The sequence below is a fragment of the Sphingopyxis fribergensis genome (assembly GCF_000803645.1).
Taxonomy (GTDB): Bacteria; Pseudomonadota; Alphaproteobacteria; order Sphingomonadales; family Sphingomonadaceae; genus Sphingopyxis; species Sphingopyxis fribergensis.
On the sequence record NZ_CP009122.1, the window covers coordinates 3,832,165 to 3,847,723 of the forward strand.

Below are 15,559 nucleotides of genomic sequence, written 5' to 3' on the forward strand. Positions count from 1 at the left end.
CGAGCCATTGTGACGTATTTGCAACAAGTGTGGGAATCCACGAAATACAATATGCTGCAGCGCGTCATTTGCGACATATTGTTTCAATGGTTACGATTTCGCTCTTGGCGAGCGGACATTAGCGGCCGATCGGCCCCGCTAGCTTGCCCGGGTCGAGACGCGCATCGCGCCACTTCAGCCCCCAGTGCATATGCGGCCCTGTCGCGCGGCCCGTCCGCCCCACCGTGCCGAGTTTCTGTCCCTGCACGACCCGGTCGCCGACCTTCACGTCGAGCCGCTGGCAATGCAGAAAGGCGCTCGACAGACCCATGCCATGATCGACGATCAGCAGATTGCCCTCAAGCGTGAAGGGCGCGCTCGCCGCGAGCACGACGACGCCGTCGGCGGGCGCGACGAAAGGCGTGCCCGCGGGGACCGCGACGTCGGTTCCGCTATGATAGGTGCCGGGCTTGCCCTGATAGACGCGCTGCGACCCGAAGAAGCCCGACAGCCGCCCCGTGACCGGCCAGCGGAATGTCTGCCGCCAGCCGTCGGAGGCGACCTGCATATTCCGCGCCGCCGCGATCTGCGCCAGTTCGGCGGGGCGGCGGCGCTGGAATTCGGCGTCGCTCGCCGCGCTGCCGCGATAGGGGGCGTTGATATGCTCGAGCCGCCAACTGCCCGCCGCAACGATGATCGGTCGCTCCACCGTCCGTCCGTCGCCGAGCGTCGCGACCAACCGCGCGCTTGTCCCGGCGTCGCGGTCGAAGGCGATCAGGAAACGCCCGTCGGCAGCGACCGGAATCGTCTGGCCGTCGAGAGCGAGCGTGCGGGTGTCGCTGGGCGCCTGCCCGGTCATAACGGCGCCCTGTTCGGCAAGTCCGGTCAGCGTGAAGTCCGCGCGAACCGGCGCACGCGGGGGCGCGGGCGGCGTAACAGGTTGAACGACCGGTCGCGGCGCGGGCCTTGCATCGCCGTCGGCGGCCGGAACGCAGCCCGCGGCAAAGATCAGGAACGCGAGCGCCGCCCCGTGCTGCGGCCAATCCGTCGCAAACCTCATGCCTTGCGCGCGGCGTCCAGTTCGGCCTGCACCGATATTTCCGCGGTGGCATAGGGTTCCTGCCGCGCGACCGACCAGTAACGTAGCTCGTCGAGCCCGATCGGCGCGCCGCTCACCGCGCACAGCACATGGTCGCCGGGCGCGAGGACGCGAAACCCGTTCGGTCCATATTGCAGGCGGGCAAGGCGGTTGCGGCTGGCGATCAACATGATTCTCTATCCATTCGGCGGGATGTGCTGATCGCGACTATAACAGCATCGCGCGGCGCGGCCACCCCCCCGTCCCTTGGGCGACCTCAGAAAAGCTCGCCCTGCCCCCGTTTGGGCGCCGCGGGCGACGCTTTCCGCACGGGCTTGGGTGTTGGCGGCGTATCGCTGCCCGCGACCTCGACCGGCACCTCGCCATCGGCGAATTGCAGCTGCAAATGCCCGGCAGCGCGGGCCTTGGCGGCGGTCGTGACGATCGCGCCGCCGCTATCGCGCACCATCGCATAGCCGCGCGACAGCAGCGCGCGCGGATCGAGGCTGTCGAGCAATCGCCCCAGCCCTTCGAGCAATGCCCGGTCGCGGTCCCAGCGCCGCGCAAGCAAGCCGGGGCGCAGCGCGGCTCCCCGCGTCGCGAGTCGCTCCGAAATCACCGCCAGCCGGTGGCGCTGGCTGCGGTCGAGCCGGTCGCCTGCATCGTCGAGCCGCTGGCGCTGCGGCGCATAAAGCGCATCGCGTTTCGGCAAGTGCCGCGCCAGCGCGGTAAGCCGCTCGCCCGCCAGCGCCTGATGCCGGTTCGCCGCGCCGATGATGCGGCCGTTCCATGTCGCGAGCTGCGCCTGCAATTCGGCGCGAACCGGCACCGCCATCTCGGCCGCGGCGGTCGGCGTCGGCGCACGCACGTCGGCGGCATAGTCGGCGAGCGTCACGTCGGTTTCATGCCCCACCGCGCTGATCGTCGGGATGCGGCAATCGGCGATCGCGCGCACGACCACCTCCTCGTTGAACGCCCACAGATCCTCGATCGACCCGCCGCCGCGCGCGACGATGACGAGATCGGGGCGCGGCACGGGTCCGCCGGGTTCGATGGCATCGAAGCCGCGGATGGCATTCGCGACCTGCGCCGCCGCGCCGTCGCCCTGCACCAGCACCGGCCAGACGATCACATGCGTCGGGCAGCGATCGGCGAGCCGGTGGAGGATGTCGCGAATCACCGCGCCGGTCGGCGAGGTCACGACGCCGATCGTTCGCGGAAGGTACGGCAGCCGGTCATATTTGCGTGTCCGGTCGAACAGCCCCTCGGACCCCAGCCGCGCCTTCAGTTTCTCGAACAGCAGCATCAGCGCGCCTTCGCCCGCAACTTCGAGCGTGTCGACGACGAGCTGATATTTGGAGCGCCCCGGATAGGTGGTGAGCTTTCCGGTCGCGATCACCTCGATCCCGTCCTCGGGCCGGAACGCCAGCCGCCCCGCCTGCCCCTTCCACATCACCATGTCGATTAGCGCATTATCGTCTTTCAGCGCCGCGTAGAAATGCCCCGACGCGGCGCGTTTGGTCCCCGACAATTCACCCCGCACGCGCACGCGCGCGAAGCCGTCCTCGACCGTCCGCTTGATTGCTGCCGACAATTGGCTGACCGACAGCGCGGGCGCATTGTCGCCGGGCGCCGCCTCGGCTAACAGCCGCGCTTCGGTGCCATCGTCGGACGCCGTATCGGGAAAAGGGACTGACATGAATATCCTGCTGGTCGGATCGGGGGGCCGCGAACATGCGCTCAGCTGGCAGTTGGCACAATCGCCAAGCTGCGCCAAGCTCTATGCCGCACCGGGCAACCCGGGGATCGAAGCGCATGCCGAATGTGTCGCAATTGCTGCCGACGACATCGATGGCCTGATCGCCTTCGTCAAAGCGCATAGCATCGATTTCGTCGTCGTCGGCCCCGAAGCGCCGCTCGTCGCGGGCCTCGCCGACCGGCTGCGCGCGCTCGACGTCGCGGTGTTCGGCCCCGCCGCCGCGGCTGCACGGCTCGAAGGATCGAAGGGCTTTACCAAGGATTTGTGCGCGCGCGCCGGCATCCCGACCGCCGCCTATGTCCGTTGCACCAGCGCCGAGGAAGCGCTCGCGGTGCTCGAAGGCTTTTCGATCCCGGTCGTGATCAAGGCCGACGGCCTCGCCGCGGGCAAGGGCGTGATCATCGCCGAAACAATCGAAGAAGCACAAGCCGCGATCGACGATATGTTCGATGGCGCCTTCGGCGGCGCGGGCGCCGAGGTGGTGATCGAGGAGTATATGACGGGCGAGGAAGCGAGCTTCTTCGCGCTCTCGGACGGCACCGACGTCATCGCATTCGGCAGCGCGCAGGATCACAAGCGCGTCGGCGATGGCGATGTGGGTCCGAACACCGGCGGCATGGGCGCGTACAGCCCCGCCCCGGTCCTCACCCCCTATCTCGAAGCCGAAGTGATGGACCGCATCATTCGCCCGACCGTCAGGGCGCTCGCGGCCGAGGGCACGCCTTATGTCGGCGTGCTCTTCGCCGGGCTGATGCTCACCGATAAGGGACCGAAACTGATCGAATATAACGCCCGATTCGGCGATCCCGAATGCCAGGTGCTGATGATGCGCTATGCCGGCGATCTCGCTGCGCTGCTTTACGCCGCGTCGACCGGTGCGCTCGCGGGCGCGACCCCGCCCGCCTTCGCCAGCGATTATGCGCTGACCGTCGTGATGGCGGCGAACGGTTATCCGGCCACGCCCGAAAAGGGCGGCGCGATCCACGGCATCGCCGAGGCCGAGGCGGGCGGCGTGCGGGTCTTCCATGCCGGCACCGCGCGCGCGGACGGACAGATCGTCGCCGCCGGCGGCCGCGTGCTCAACGTCACCGCAACCGGCCGCACCGTCACCGAGGCGCAGGCGCGCGCTTATGCGGCCGTCGACAAGCTCGATTTCGCCACCGGCTTCTGCCGCCGCGACATCGGCTGGCGCGAGGTCGCACGCGAAGCCGAATGAGCCGGCCCGCCAAAGAAATTCATGGTGGCCCGTTCGTTAAGGTAGACCCGGCCCATAAGCCTGCATAGGCTGGAGGAAATTCACAAGCGGAGAAGATCATGGCCTGGCTTCAGGAAAACTGGATTATCGCGGTTGTCGGACTCGTCGTTGCCGTCGTGCTGCTGTGGTGGCTGTTCGGACGGTCAAAGCCCGAAGAGATCGCGCGCCCGACCGTCGAGCCGACGAAACCCGCGAAGCCACTCGAACCCGTAAAGCCCGAAATCATCGCCGCCGAGCCAGCCCGCTTCAAACCGATCGAGCCCAAAGCGCCGCCCGTCGCGCCTGCTACGCCGCCACCGCCGGTTAAGCCCGCCGCCAAGGCGGCGCCCGCCCCCGAGCCTGCACCCGTCGCAGAACCAGCCGCCAAGGCTCCGCCCCCGGCGCCCAAACCAGCTGCGAAACCCAAGGCCGCCGCGAAACCCGCAGCGAAAAAAACCACTGTCACGGAACCGGCGGCGAAACCCGCTACAAAGCCCGTTGCAAAGGCAGCGGCCAAGCCCGCAGCCAAAAAAGTCGCCAAACCGGCGGCCGAAAAAGCAGCCGCTGCCATTCCGGAAGAGCCGACAGTTCCGCCGCCCCCCGCCGCGAAGCCTGCCCCGACCCCAACGAAAACCGGCGCCGACAATCTGCAACTGCTGAAGGGCGTCGGCCCCAAGCTCGTCGTGCTGCTGAACGGCCTCGGCGTCACCAGCTTCCAGCAGGTCGCCGACTGGACCGACGCCGACATCGCGCGCATCGACCCACAACTCGGCACGTTCCAGGGTCGCATCGCGCGCGACAATATCGTCGACCAGGCGGGCTATCTCGCGCGCGGCGACAAGGCGGGCTTTGAAGCAAAATATGGAGCGCTTGGCGGAGAACTCTGAAAGCCGGCTTTCAACCGGAAGCCGATATCCCGACGCAGGGGTCCCCGCTTACACGGGGACCCAACGGGATTTCAAACCGCTTCGGTTGCCCGATAACGTTCCGCCACGTCGCGCCGCGACAGGCCCGGGCCCATCGCGAGCCGTGCGGCATGATAGGCATTCCACTGGTCTTCGTCGGCGAGCGGCGGGATCGTCACCTCTTCGCCGCGGTCGAGCCCAAGCAGCGCCGCGTCGACCAGGTCGCCCGCGTCCATCACCATCTCGGCCGGGAAGGCGTCGATGTCCTTGCCCGAACGTTCCCAGATTTCGGTGCGCGTCGCCCCGGGCAGCACCGCCTGCACCTTGACGCCCTGTTCGCGAAGGCCGTTCGCGAGCGACAGGCTGAGGTTGAGCAGAAAGGCTTTCGATCCGCTGTAGACGCCTTCGAAAGTCTCGGGTGCGAGCGCAAGGACCGAGGCGATGTTGACGATCGCGCCCTTGCCGCGCGCGCCGAACGCCTTGCCCGCCGCGATGGCGAGCCGCGCGGCGGCGGTGATGTTGAGCGCGATGATTGTCTGGACCTCGGCGGCGCTGTTTTCGAGCGTGCCGCCATTCAGCGACATACCGGCATTGTTGACGAACAGGGTGATGTTCGCGTCGTCGATCAGGCGCTGTTCGACGCGGGTGACGTCGTCGCCGTTGGTGAGGTCGGCGGCGATCACGTCGACCTGGACGCCGGTGTCGGCGCGCAGCTTCGCGGCGAGCGCCTCCATCTGCGCGCCATTGCGCGCAACGAGGACCAGGTCGTGGCCGCGCCCTGCGAGGCGGTCGGCATAAACGGCGCCAAGGCCGGTCGAAGCGCCGGTGATGAGGGCGGTTCCGAGGTTTGAAGTGGACATATCTGGACTCCTGCAAAGACCCGGGATCGAGTCACTTGCAAAATGATAGTGACTGCTCCATATGAGTTCAATGACCGACGAAAAAGAAATTTCGGGAACCTGCCCCGTCGACCGCGGCCTGACGCGTGTCGGCGACCGCTGGAGCATGCTGATCTTGCGCGACGTCGAACGCGGGCTGACGCGCTACGAACAGCTCCGCACCAGCCTCGGCATCGCGCCCAACATATTGTCGCGGCGCCTCGCCGCGCTCGCCGAGGCAGGTCTTGTCGAAAAAAGGCGCTACAGCCAGCGCCCACCGCGCGACGAATATCTGCTCACCGATGCGGGGCGCGACTTCCTGCCGATCCTGATGGCGATCGGCGCCTGGGGCCGCAAATATAATGGCGCGGGCGCGCTCAGCCGTCATCTCGATATCGAGACGGGCGAGGTCGTCCGCCCGGTGGTGGTCGACGCCAACAACGGCGCGCCGATCGGCACGCGTCCGCTGCGCCTCGAATATCCGGATTGATCCCCTCTCCCCTTGGGGGAGAGGGTAGCGAGACTTGCGAGCTCGCTCGCTAGTCGCAGCGGGTGAGGGCTTGAAAGCTCACTTATACATGCCCTCGCGCAAATTGATCCCGTGCTCGATCCACGCCTTGAGCGCGCACAGCATCTGCGACCAGCCCTGGCAATTGCCATAGGAAGCACCGAGCGCACCCTGATTCTCGCGCCATCCCTCCTCGGCGATCTCGACCAGCGTGCGACCGTCGTCGAGTTCCTTGAAGCTCATCGTCACGCGCGTGAGATAATCCGCATCCTTGGGCTCGCTGCCTTCGATATTGTGCGCCTCACCCTCGCTCGCCTGCCATTCGAGCACGATCTTCTCATCCTCGACGACCTCGATCACATAGACGGGGAAGGCGCCCGGGAAATCGTGGAAGTCCCACTCCACCGTCGCGCCGGTCTCGAGCCGCCCCTTCGCGCCGCCCGTGGTGAAATAGTTCGACAGCTTGGCGGGATCGGCGACCGCCTCGAACACCTCATGCACCGGCTTCGCGATCCGCGCCGCGACCCTGAATTTCAGTTCCATGTCGATTCTCCGCTTGAGAAGCGCTTCATTATGTTATATTTCTATAACATGTCAATTCACGACCAGTTCGATGCAACCTTCAAGGCGCTCGCCTCGCCGATCCGGCGGCAGATATTGGACGATCTGAAGGACCAGCCGCTGACGACCGGAGCCTTATGTGGTCACTTTGCCGACATCGATCGATGCACGGTGATGCAACATCTGAAGGTGCTGGAAGAAGCCGGGCTGGTCATCGCCGAGCGCCGCGGCCGCGAGCGCTGGAATCATCTCAACGCCATCCCCATTCAGGACATCCACGACCGCTGGATCGGTCCACACGCCGCCGCCGCGAGTGCGCGGCTGGCGCGTTTCAAACAGTCGGTCGAAGCGCAGTGAGGCAAATGGCGGCTAACGACCAATTGCGGACATTGCTGAGGGGCGATGACGGCTCTATCGTTTACTGATGACCGACATAAATTATGGAATGGCGCGCCGCGCGCAGGCACTGGAAAAGGCACTTACTTTGCCGTTACCGGACGCTGTGTATGAGATTGTTCGCTACAATGACTGGGCGGGGCCGTTCGGATACACGATTGAACTGAGTGAGTTGCAGGCCAAAGGCTCGGATGTGGAGTTGCAAGAGTGGAAGAAAAAATCTCATCGACTGCGGGCTGATGCTTATGCCGTTGGAGATGCTGGTCTCAGATCTGATGACGGCTACGCTGCCGCTCGGGCGCGATTTGAGGCCACCAACCCCGGCTTTAACGAAGCGAGCTACGAAAGCGCGATAAGCCACGGCTTTCAACAAGCTCGGTAAATGACAGCTTCCCACCCCGAAGCAGACATCCATGCTCATCCCGCAACAAAAGGGCCGGGAATCGCTTCCCGGCCCCGTTACTCATCGCATTCGGCGGCTTACCACCCCGACGGCTTGCCCTTGTTCTGCTGGTCGAGCCATTTCTTCAGCGGCGCGAAATAGTCGGCCATCGCCTTGCCCGTCATTTCGCGGCTGCCGGTAAAGGCCTGCAGCGCATCGGGCCACGGCTTCGACGCGCCCATCTCGAGCATCGCATTGAGCTTCGCGCCGACCTCCTTGTTGCCATAGAAGGAGCAGCGGTGGAGCGGCCCCTTCCAGCCCGCCTGCTTGCACGCGGCCTGATAGAATTGGAACTGCAGCACGCGCGCGAGGAAATAGCGCGTGTAAGGCGTGTTGCCGGGGATGTGGAACTTCGCGCCCGCGTCGAACGCGTTCGCCGGCCGCGCGCCCGGCGGGACGATGCCCTGATATTGGGTGCGCATCTCGGTCCACGCCTTGTTGTAATCGGCGGGCTGGATCGAACCGTCGAAAACGCCCCAGCGCCAGCGGTCGACGAGCAGGCCGAAGGGCAGGAAGGCGACCTTGTCCATCGCCTGACGCAGCAGCAGGCCGATATCCTTGTCGGCGCTCGGCACCTTCGCCTTGTCGAGCAGGCCGATGTCGACGAGATATTGCGGCGTGATCGACAGCGCGACGAAATCGCCGATCGCCTCGTGGAAGCCGTCGTTCGCGCCGTTGAGGTACAGATAAGGCTGCTTGTTATAGGCGCGCTGGTAATAATTGTGGCCGAGCTCATGGTGGATCGTGATGAAGTCGTCGGCGTTCACCTTGATGCACATCTTGATGCGGATATCGTCCTTGTTGTCGATATCCCACGCCGACGCGTGGCAGACGACTTCGCGGTCGGCGGGTTTCAGGAACTGGCTGCGCTTCCAGAAGGTTTCGGGCAGCGGCGCCATGCCGAGCGACGAATAGAAATTCTCGCCCGCCTTGACCATGTCGAGCGGAGTCTTGCCCTGCGCGGTAAGCAGGTCGCCGATGTCATAGCCGAGGTCGCCCGTCCCGGCGGGCGCGACGAGCGGGTAGATATTGCCCCATTCCTGCGCCCACATATTGCCGAGCAGGTCGGCGCGGATCGGGCCGGTCTTCGGCTGCACCGCGTCGCCATATTTTTCGTTGAGTTTCCAGCGGACATAGGTGTGGAGCGCGACATAGAGCGGCTTCATGTCCTGCCAGATCTTTTCAGTCAGCTTGGCGAATTCCTCGGGCGGCATGTCGTAACCCGAACGCCACATCGCGCCGGTGTCGGCGAAGCCCAATTCCTTCGCGCCCTCGTTCGCGATGCCGACCATCTTGGCATAGTCGTCCTTCATCGGCGCGCCGACCTTGTCGTGCCAGCTCGTCCACATTTCGGCGAATTGCGCGGGCGTGTTCTGAAGATTGCCCATCTCGGCTTCGATATCGGAGCCCGAGATTTCCTTGCCGTTCAGTGTGCCGCGGCCCTTGCCATATTGCGACTGCAGATCGGTCGCGATCATGTTGAGCTCGGTCGCGGCGCCCGGCTTGGTCGGTGCGGGGAGTACGAGCCCGGTGCGCAATATGTCGAGCTTGCGCTTGGTGTCGGCGCTGAGGCCGGCAACATCCTTATATTTGGCGGCTTCGAGCGCATATTTGACCGACTTTTCAGTCCCGACCGCATTGATCCGCGACGCCATCGCATCGGTATCTTCGGTCAGATAGGTGCTGTTGACCCAGTTCACCTGGCTCGCCTCGACCGTATAGTCGAACAGGTCCTTTTCGGCGGCGGCGATGAAGGCGTCGGCATCGGCCGCCGTCGGCGGAGCCGCCGTCTGTGCGGCGACAGGCGCCGCGACCGCGAGCGACAGGGCAAGCGACAAAGTCGAAATCATGGCTTTCATGGGGTGCGTCCTCTGGAATCTATCACAGCGCTCTCTGGCGCGATGACAGCAGCTTGGCGCGCGCCGAGGGCCGGGTCAAGCCGTGAGGAAGGCCACGATCGCTTCGCCAAGCTCGGGCTGGGTCACGCTCGACATATGCGTGCCGGGAATCGTCGCGAGCCGCGCGTCGGCGAGCGCCGCGACCAGTTCGGGCGCCGAGCCATTGTCCTGATCGTCCGCACCGCACACGACGAGCACCGGCATCGTCAGCGCCGCGAGCGCCTCGGGCGGGGTATCGGTGAAACTGTCCAGCAGGTGCCCCGCGGCGATGCGGTCGACCTTCATCGTCTTCATGAACTGGATCGACATCCACGTGTCGTCGCCGCGCTTCGCCGTTTCATATTCGGCAATGACGCGCTTGAAGAATTGCCCGCGCTTTTCCCAGCCGGCGAGCCCGGCAAGCCCCATGCCGCCGAGGATCAGCCGGCACGGCCTTATCCCCGCAACGACCGCGCGGACGCTGGTGCGCGCGCCGAGCGAAAAGCCGCCGAGATCGAAGTCCGCAAGGCCCAGATGCCCAGTCAGGTCCTCCAGATCGCGCACCAGCACGTCGGGCGGATAATATTCCTCGTCGTGCGGCGCATCGCTCGACCCATGGATACGCAGATCGGGCATGATCACGCGGTACCCCGCCGCCGCGATCCGCGCGGCGGTGCCGAATTTGATCCAGTTGACTTCGCCGCTCGAAAACAGGCCGTGGAGCAGCAGCAATGGGCGGCCTTCGCCCATTTCGCGCCACGCCAGCCGCACGCCGTCGCGTGCCTCGAAATATTGCGGTTCGATCGTCATGCGCCGCGCTATGCGCCCTTCGCGCCCGGTTGGGCAAGCACCGATCAGCGCGGGCGCAGCCCCTTCTGCTCCATCCGCCACTTCGCCATTTCGATCCGGTCCTGCCCGAAAAAGGGCTCGCCATCGAACACCAAAGTCGGCACACCCCAATGCCCCGCGATTTCCAGCGCGACCTGGTTGGCGGCGATTTCGGTATCGAGCGCCACCGCTTCGGCTTCCGCCTCCGCGTCGAGTTCGGCAAGATCGAGATCGGCGCGGCTGGCGGCACCCGCCAGATGATCGCCGAGATGCCAGTCCTGCGCCCCGCCCCAGATCAGCTGCGCGACCTCATGCGCAAAGGCGAGGCCCTTGCCCCGCCGCGACGCCGTCTGCCCGAGCCGCGTCAGGCGATAGATATAAGGCTGCTCCGCGGCGATCGCGCGCGTCGCCAGATCCTGTACGATCGGGTCGGGACGCGGCGGACCAAAGGGGATGCCATGGAATTGCGCGACGCGGATCATGTCGCGCACCGTATAGCTCAGCCAATTGGGGTGGTTGCGCTCAAAGAAATCGGGCTGCCGGACCGCGAGCGGATAGACCGGACGCAGGTTGATCGTCAGGTCGTGGCTGGCGGCGAGCGCGCGATAACGGCCGATAGCGAGATAGCTATACGGCGAACGGAAGGACCAGAAGAGGTCGGCGGTCAAACTCATGACGTCATCCTGCAAAAAAACGCGTCCGGCGCAAGCGGTGTAAAGAAAATTTACACCGGATTCGAGATTGTTGGCCGTAACAACCGGATGTTGAATATAGTAGCAATTGCTATTATATCATAGTCCATGAGCGAAACGATCGGATTCCTGTTGAATGACACCGCGCGCCTCTTTCGGCGTTCGTTCAACGCGCGTACGCGGGACAGCGGCATCACCGCGCTGCAATGGCGGCTGATCTCCTACCTGAAACGCCACGAGGGCATCCGGCAGGGGCCGCTCGCCGAACTGATCGAAGTCGAGCCGATCACACTGTCGCGGATGGTCGACCGGCTGGTCGAAGCCGAACTGGTCGAGCGCCGCGCCGACCCCGCCGACCGCCGCGCCTGGCAGCTTTACCTGACACCGCGCGCGAGCGAGCAGCTGAATGGCATGCGTCCCATTGCCGACGCGCTGACCGCCGAAGCGGTCGAAGGATTGAGCGCCGCCGAGATCGACCAGCTCACCAACCTTGTCGAGCGCGTCCGCGCCAATTTGTCCCGCCGCATTTGCCCAAAAGAAAAAGAGACCGCCTGATGGACCAGCTCTCCCCATCCCGTCCGAAGGCCGAAGAGGCGACCCCGCCCAAAGCGGCGCCGAAGGCCGATCCATTGCCCGCACCCGTGGCCGAGACAGCGCCCAAGGCAAGCTGGCGCACGCGCATCCTGATGTTCGGTCTGCCCGCGCTGCTGATCGCGGGCGGCGCCGGCTGGTGGCTGACGAGCGGCGGGTCGGTGTCGACCGACAACGCCTATGTCCAGATGGACAAGGTCTCGGTCGCCGCGGAAGTCGGCGGCCGGATCACCGAAGTCGCGGTGCGCGACGGCCAACAGGTTGCGAAGGGGCAATTGCTGTTCCGCATCGACGGCGAACCCTATGCGCTGAGCGTCGCGCAGGCGACCGCGGCGATAGACGCGGCGCAAGTCGAGGTCGGCAATTTGTCGGCGAGCGCGAACACGTCGAGCGTCGACATCGCCGCAGCGCGCGAGGACGTCAAATTCGCCGAAGTCACCTTCCAGCGTCAGGCGGCGCTGATGGAAAAGGGCTTCACCACCAAGGCCGCCTATGACGCGGCGCGCCACGCGCTCAGCCAAGCCCGCGAAAGCGTCCGCCAGGCCGAAGCCGCCGCCGCCGAGGCGCGCACCAAACTCGCCGGAGGCCCGTCGAGCGGGATCAATCCGCAGGTCGAGGCGGCGCGCGTCCAGCGCTCGCAGGCCGAGGTGAATCTTGGCCGCACGACGGTTCGTGCCCCGAGCGCTGGCCGGATCGCGCAATCTGATCGGCTCCAGGTCGGGCAGATGATGGTCGCGGGGCTGCCCGCGGTGACGCTCGTCGACACCGCGCATCCGTGGGTCGAGGCCAATTTCAAGGAAACAGACCTCGCCGACATGCGCGTCGGCCAGCGCGCCGAAATCAGCTTCGACGCCTATCCCGGCGTGAAGGTGCGCGGGCATGTCCTGACGATCGGCGCGGGCACCGGCAGCGAATTTTCGGTGCTCCCCGCGCAGAATGCCACCGGCAACTGGGTCAAGGTGACGCAGCGCGTGCCGGTGCGTATCGCTTTCGACGAAAAGCCCGCGCGCGACATGATCGCCGGCCTGTCGGCCGACGTCCAGGTGTTTACTAAGTAAGGCCCCGTGGCGAGCAACGCCCTTCCCCGTCGGCCGTCCGCCGTGGCGCTCCCCAACGACGAATCGATCCCGCTGCACGAGCGCGTCCGTTACCGCGGTCTCTTGACCGTTGCGGTGATGGGCGCGTCGATCATGCAGATCCTCGATACGACGATCGCCAATGTGGCGATCCCGCATATGCAGTCGGCATTGGGCGCGACGAGCGAAACCGTCACATGGGTGCTGACAAGCTATATCCTCGCCTCGGCGGTAGCGATGCCGATCACCGGCTGGCTCGCCGATCGCATCGGGCGGCGCGAATTGTTCATGGCCGCGGTCGTCGGCTTCATCATTGCATCAATGGCGTGCGGCGCGGCTCAGACGCTCGAACAGATGGTCGCTTTCCGCTTCCTGCAAGGCGTGAGCGCTGCCTTTATCGGCCCGCTGTCGCAATCGGTGATGCTCGACATCAACCCGCCCGAACGCCACGCACGCGCGATGTCGATCTGGGGCATGGGGATTATGATCGGTCCGATATTGGGCCCGATATTGGGCGGCTGGCTGACCGAAAGCGCCAATTGGCGCTGGGTCTTTTACGTCAACCTGCCGGTCGGGCTGATCACGCTCGCGATGATGTGGGCGCTGCTGCCCAAGACAAAAAGCGTCACGCGCCGCTTCGACCTGTTCGGTTTCTCGATGCTCGCGCTGGGGCTTGCCGCATTGCAGCTGATGCTCGACCGCGGCGCGCATCAAGACTGGTTCGACAGCATCGAAATCTGGATCGAGCTGGGCGTCGCCGTCTCGTGCCTGTGGATGTTCGTCGTCCATATGTTTACCGCGCGCGCGCCGCTGTTCAGCCGCCTGATGCTCGCCGACCGCAACCTCGTCACCGCGATGGGCTTCATGGTCGTGATCGGCGTCGTGATGTTCGCGTCGATGGCGCTGTTGCCGCCGATGCTCCAGAACCTGTTCGGCTGGCCGGTGATCGACACCGGCGTCGCGCTTGCGCTGCGCGGCGTCGGCATCCTCGCCAGCATGTGGGTCGCGGGGCAGTTGCTCGGCAAGATCGACGCGCGCTGGCTGGTCGGCACGGGCCTGCTCATCGCCGCTTACTCGCTCTGGCAGATGAGTCACTGGTCGCTCGAAATGGGGATGCAGCCGGTGATCATCAGCGGGCTGGTCCAGGGTCTCGGCATGGGCCTGATCTTCATCCCGCTCAACACCATGGCGTTCGCGACGATCCAGCCGCAGTATCGCACCGACGGATCGAGCCTGCTCAACCTGTTCCGCAGCCTCGGCGCCTCGGTCGGCATTTCGGTGGTCACCACCCTGCTCGGGGCGAATATCCAGACGAGCCATGAGGATCTGGCGGCGCATGTCACCAACAGCTCGATTGCGCTGCTCGACCCGTCGACCGCCGATCGGTTCGGTATCGCGGGCGACACCGCGATGGCGATGGTCAATGCAGAGATCAACCGGCAGGCGGCGATGGTCGCCTATATCGACGATTTCTGGCTGATGATGTGGGTGACGCTGGCGTCGGTGCCGCTGGTGTTACTGCTACGCCCGCCGAAGCCAGGCGGGCCGAAGGCGTCGGCGGCGGATATGGGACATTAGCGGCGGTGGCGGCTTTGGGGTGGTGCGCGGACTTCCCCACATTCGTCATTGCCGCGAAAGCGGGAATGACGAAGTATTAGAATGGAACGACCGCAATCGATCGCGATCAGGCACTCAACCCGCTCGGCGGGCCATCGCGAGCCGCATGAATTCCGCAGGGTCGGGACTTTCGGGAAAGGTCGGCACCCCGTGATCGATCGCGATCCAGCTACGTTTCCGGCTGCTCCACATATGCGCGAAGGGCTCAAGCCCCGACGGATCGTCAAGCGTCCCACCGCGCACGATCGTCATCGCGGGGTAGACGGTGTTCGCATTGCACACGCGGCTGAAACAGTCGGGGCAATGCCGGTTGATCGTCGTCCCGCCCGACGGGCGCTCGGTTGAAAAGGTCATGTTGCGCCCCGTCAGTGTCAAAGCGTCGGTCGATACAATCACCTGATCGGCAAAGGCGCTCGCGGTCGATTTCTGGCAATCGATGCAGTGACAGCAGTAATTGAGCAGCGGCCCGTCCTGCTCGAAGCGGTACCGCAATTGTCCGCAGCGGCAGCCGCCAGTGATCGTGGTCGGCATTAGCGGAAGAAGCAGTTGGTGCCCGCGAATAGCGCGTCGATCTTGGCCGCATCGCCGGGCGCGGCGAACATACCACCGATCAGATTGTCGCCGGTGCCGATGCTGAATTCCTCGCCCAGCGTGCTATCCTCGAGATCGACGATCGTCACCGATTCGGATGCCTTGGCGCGCGTTGTGCCGATGCCGATGCCGCTCATCGTCGAATAGGTCGCGGCGCCCGGCTCGTTGCCGAGGAACCAGCCGGCGAATTTGCCGTTCTGAAAATTGAGCGTCATCGCGTCGTAGCGCGTGAATTCCATCGAGCCCGCGCCGCATTCGGCGTTGGTGCTGCGATCATCCTCTTTGCCCGCGACGTTCGCGAGAGCGCTTTCGGCCTGCGCGCGCGGGACGCCGAAGGGGAGCAGGCTGGTCTTGCCACTATTCTTGTCGACGAAACGCAGGCCGTCGCCATCGAGGCTGACTGCGGTGGTCGCGGCGTTCGGGCCGTCGGCCTTCGCCTCGGGCATTGCTGGAGCGACAGGGTCGGCGTCAACCGGGGCCTTGTCGGCAGCGGGATTGCACGCGGCGAGCATCGCCACCATTGCGAGGGTCGTGAACTTGCGCATGC

The 15,559-nt window shown here is 65.2% G+C and carries 18 protein-coding genes; 8 read left to right on the forward strand and 10 right to left on the reverse strand.

All coding sequences use genetic code 11. The features are described from left to right. Window positions 1–118 precede the first annotated feature (118 nt). From SKP52_RS17830 to xseA, 3 genes are all read right to left on the reverse strand, one after another. On the reverse strand, window positions 119–1,039 hold the full coding sequence (locus SKP52_RS17830; protein ID WP_039576990.1) for a M23 family metallopeptidase: 921 nt from the start codon (window positions 1,037–1,039) through the stop codon (window positions 119–121). After that, a complete protein-coding gene (locus SKP52_RS17835) occupies window positions 1,036–1,248 on the reverse strand; it encodes a DUF2093 domain-containing protein (RefSeq protein WP_039576993.1) in 213 nt (70 codons plus the stop codon). The genes SKP52_RS17830 and SKP52_RS17835 overlap by 4 nt, the downstream gene beginning before the upstream one ends. 86 nt (window positions 1,249–1,334) lie before the next feature. Further along, window positions 1,335–2,756, reverse strand: a complete 1,422-nt coding sequence (xseA, locus tag SKP52_RS17840) for an exodeoxyribonuclease VII large subunit (RefSeq protein ID WP_039576996.1) — start codon at window positions 2,754–2,756, stop codon at window positions 1,335–1,337. Here xseA and purD point away from each other — a divergent pair. Together purD and SKP52_RS17850 are read left to right on the forward strand one after the other, a co-directional pair. Next, window positions 2,755–4,032, forward strand: coding sequence for a phosphoribosylamine--glycine ligase (purD, locus tag SKP52_RS17845; RefSeq protein ID WP_039576999.1), 1,278 nt, complete (start codon window positions 2,755–2,757; stop codon window positions 4,030–4,032). The genes xseA and purD overlap by 2 nt on opposite strands. A gap of 98 nt (window positions 4,033–4,130) precedes the next feature. Next, window positions 4,131–4,937, forward strand: a complete 807-nt coding sequence (locus SKP52_RS17850) for a hypothetical protein (RefSeq protein WP_039577000.1) — start codon at window positions 4,131–4,133, stop codon at window positions 4,935–4,937. A 71-nt stretch (window positions 4,938–5,008) separates the two neighbouring features. Here the strand turns inward: SKP52_RS17850 and SKP52_RS17855 are convergent, their stop codons facing one another. Beyond that, entirely contained in the window at window positions 5,009–5,815 is an 807-nt protein-coding gene (locus SKP52_RS17855) for an SDR family NAD(P)-dependent oxidoreductase (RefSeq protein ID WP_039577003.1), read from the reverse strand. 70 nt (window positions 5,816–5,885) lie between these two features. Here SKP52_RS17855 and SKP52_RS17860 point away from each other — a divergent pair, with 70 nt between their 5' ends. Further along, entirely contained in the window at window positions 5,886–6,323 is a 438-nt protein-coding gene (locus SKP52_RS17860) for a winged helix-turn-helix transcriptional regulator (RefSeq protein WP_228383695.1), read from the forward strand. Between the two features lie 78 nt (window positions 6,324–6,401). On the opposite strand, the gene SKP52_RS17865 is transcribed toward SKP52_RS17860, so the two are convergent. Beyond that, window positions 6,402–6,884: an SRPBCC family protein gene (locus SKP52_RS17865; protein ID WP_039577008.1), complete on the reverse strand. Its 483-nt coding sequence runs from the start codon at window positions 6,882–6,884 to the stop codon at window positions 6,402–6,404. A gap of 48 nt (window positions 6,885–6,932) precedes the next feature. On the opposite strand from SKP52_RS17865, the gene SKP52_RS17870 reads away from it, so the two are divergent. Both SKP52_RS17870 and SKP52_RS17875 read left to right on the forward strand, forming a co-directional pair. After that, window positions 6,933–7,259 carry an ArsR/SmtB family transcription factor gene (locus SKP52_RS17870; protein ID WP_039581576.1) on the forward strand — a complete coding sequence of 109 codons (327 nt, stop codon included), beginning with the start codon at window positions 6,933–6,935 and terminating at the stop codon, window positions 7,257–7,259. A 67-nt stretch (window positions 7,260–7,326) separates the two neighbouring features. Next, entirely contained in the window at window positions 7,327–7,680 is a 354-nt protein-coding gene (locus SKP52_RS17875; protein WP_039577011.1) for a hypothetical protein, read from the forward strand. 98 nt (window positions 7,681–7,778) lie between these two features. On the opposite strand, the gene SKP52_RS17880 is transcribed toward SKP52_RS17875, so the two are convergent. The 3 genes from SKP52_RS17880 to SKP52_RS17890 all read right to left on the reverse strand — a co-directional run bounded on the left by SKP52_RS17880 (window position 7,779) and on the right by SKP52_RS17890 (window position 11,119). Continuing rightward, window positions 7,779–9,599, reverse strand: a complete 1,821-nt coding sequence (locus SKP52_RS17880; RefSeq protein ID WP_039577014.1) for a M2 family metallopeptidase — start codon at window positions 9,597–9,599, stop codon at window positions 7,779–7,781. Between the two features lie 75 nt (window positions 9,600–9,674). After that, window positions 9,675–10,427: an alpha/beta fold hydrolase gene (locus SKP52_RS17885; protein ID WP_052209003.1), complete on the reverse strand. Its 753-nt coding sequence runs from the start codon at window positions 10,425–10,427 to the stop codon at window positions 9,675–9,677. 44 nt (window positions 10,428–10,471) lie between these two features. After that, complete coding sequence (locus SKP52_RS17890; protein ID WP_039581580.1) at window positions 10,472–11,119, reverse strand: 2-hydroxychromene-2-carboxylate isomerase; 648 nt, start codon at window positions 11,117–11,119, stop codon at window positions 10,472–10,474. A 126-nt stretch (window positions 11,120–11,245) separates the two neighbouring features. Here SKP52_RS17890 and SKP52_RS17895 point away from each other — a divergent pair, with 126 nt between their 5' ends. From SKP52_RS17895 to SKP52_RS17905, 3 genes are read left to right on the forward strand one after another with little or no spacing between them, the layout of a single operon-like run. Beyond that, the gene (locus SKP52_RS17895) at window positions 11,246–11,692 is read left to right on the forward strand and encodes a MarR family winged helix-turn-helix transcriptional regulator (protein WP_039577015.1); all 447 of its coding nucleotides are present in this window, start codon (window positions 11,246–11,248) and stop codon (window positions 11,690–11,692) included. Next, window positions 11,692–12,786: an HlyD family secretion protein gene (locus SKP52_RS17900; RefSeq protein ID WP_081997427.1), complete on the forward strand. Its 1,095-nt coding sequence runs from the start codon at window positions 11,692–11,694 to the stop codon at window positions 12,784–12,786. Before SKP52_RS17895 ends, SKP52_RS17900 begins: the two co-directional genes overlap by 1 nt. A 6-nt stretch (window positions 12,787–12,792) precedes the next feature. Then, complete coding sequence (locus SKP52_RS17905; protein WP_039577017.1) at window positions 12,793–14,382, forward strand: MDR family MFS transporter; 1,590 nt, start codon at window positions 12,793–12,795, stop codon at window positions 14,380–14,382. Between the two features lie 114 nt (window positions 14,383–14,496). Here SKP52_RS17905 and SKP52_RS17910 read toward each other — a convergent pair whose 3' ends face one another. Together SKP52_RS17910 and SKP52_RS24760 are read right to left on the reverse strand one after the other, a co-directional pair. Next, complete coding sequence (locus SKP52_RS17910; RefSeq protein ID WP_039577019.1) at window positions 14,497–14,952, reverse strand: GFA family protein; 456 nt, start codon at window positions 14,950–14,952, stop codon at window positions 14,497–14,499. Next, the gene (locus SKP52_RS24760; protein WP_052208504.1) at window positions 14,952–15,557 is read right to left on the reverse strand and encodes a hypothetical protein; all 606 of its coding nucleotides are present in this window, start codon (window positions 15,555–15,557) and stop codon (window positions 14,952–14,954) included. The genes SKP52_RS17910 and SKP52_RS24760 overlap by 1 nt, the downstream gene beginning before the upstream one ends. Between the last annotated feature and the right edge of the window lie 2 nt (window positions 15,558–15,559).

Excerpts from the sequence above, each read along its gene's own strand:
- SKP52_RS17830 (WP_039576990.1), bottom strand. The coding sequence starts at position 1,039 with ATGAGGTTTGCGACGGATTGGCCGCAGCACGGGGCGGCGCTCGCGTTC.
- SKP52_RS17835 (WP_039576993.1), bottom strand. The coding sequence starts at position 1,248 with ATGTTGATCGCCAGCCGCAACCGCCTTGCCCGCCTGCAATATGGACCG.
- purD (WP_039576999.1), top strand. The coding sequence starts at position 2,755 with ATGAATATCCTGCTGGTCGGATCGGGGGGCCGCGAACATGCGCTCAGC.
- xseA (WP_039576996.1), bottom strand. The coding sequence starts at position 2,756 with ATGTCAGTCCCTTTTCCCGATACGGCGTCCGACGATGGCACCGAAGCG.
- SKP52_RS17850 (WP_039577000.1), top strand. The coding sequence starts at position 4,131 with ATGGCCTGGCTTCAGGAAAACTGGATTATCGCGGTTGTCGGACTCGTC.
- SKP52_RS17855 (WP_039577003.1), bottom strand. The coding sequence starts at position 5,815 with ATGTCCACTTCAAACCTCGGAACCGCCCTCATCACCGGCGCTTCGACC.
- SKP52_RS17860 (WP_228383695.1), top strand. The coding sequence starts at position 5,886 with ATGACCGACGAAAAAGAAATTTCGGGAACCTGCCCCGTCGACCGCGGC.
- SKP52_RS17865 (WP_039577008.1), bottom strand. The coding sequence starts at position 6,884 with ATGGAACTGAAATTCAGGGTCGCGGCGCGGATCGCGAAGCCGGTGCAT.
- SKP52_RS17870 (WP_039581576.1), top strand. The coding sequence starts at position 6,933 with ATGTCAATTCACGACCAGTTCGATGCAACCTTCAAGGCGCTCGCCTCG.
- SKP52_RS17875 (WP_039577011.1), top strand. The coding sequence starts at position 7,327 with ATGACCGACATAAATTATGGAATGGCGCGCCGCGCGCAGGCACTGGAA.
- SKP52_RS17880 (WP_039577014.1), bottom strand. The coding sequence starts at position 9,599 with ATGAAAGCCATGATTTCGACTTTGTCGCTTGCCCTGTCGCTCGCGGTC.
- SKP52_RS17885 (WP_052209003.1), bottom strand. The coding sequence starts at position 10,427 with ATGACGATCGAACCGCAATATTTCGAGGCACGCGACGGCGTGCGGCTG.
- SKP52_RS17890 (WP_039581580.1), bottom strand. The coding sequence starts at position 11,119 with ATGAGTTTGACCGCCGACCTCTTCTGGTCCTTCCGTTCGCCGTATAGC.
- SKP52_RS17895 (WP_039577015.1), top strand. The coding sequence starts at position 11,246 with ATGAGCGAAACGATCGGATTCCTGTTGAATGACACCGCGCGCCTCTTT.
- SKP52_RS17900 (WP_081997427.1), top strand. The coding sequence starts at position 11,692 with ATGGACCAGCTCTCCCCATCCCGTCCGAAGGCCGAAGAGGCGACCCCG.
- SKP52_RS17910 (WP_039577019.1), bottom strand. The coding sequence starts at position 14,952 with ATGCCGACCACGATCACTGGCGGCTGCCGCTGCGGACAATTGCGGTAC.
- SKP52_RS24760 (WP_052208504.1), bottom strand. The coding sequence starts at position 15,557 with ATGCGCAAGTTCACGACCCTCGCAATGGTGGCGATGCTCGCCGCGTGC.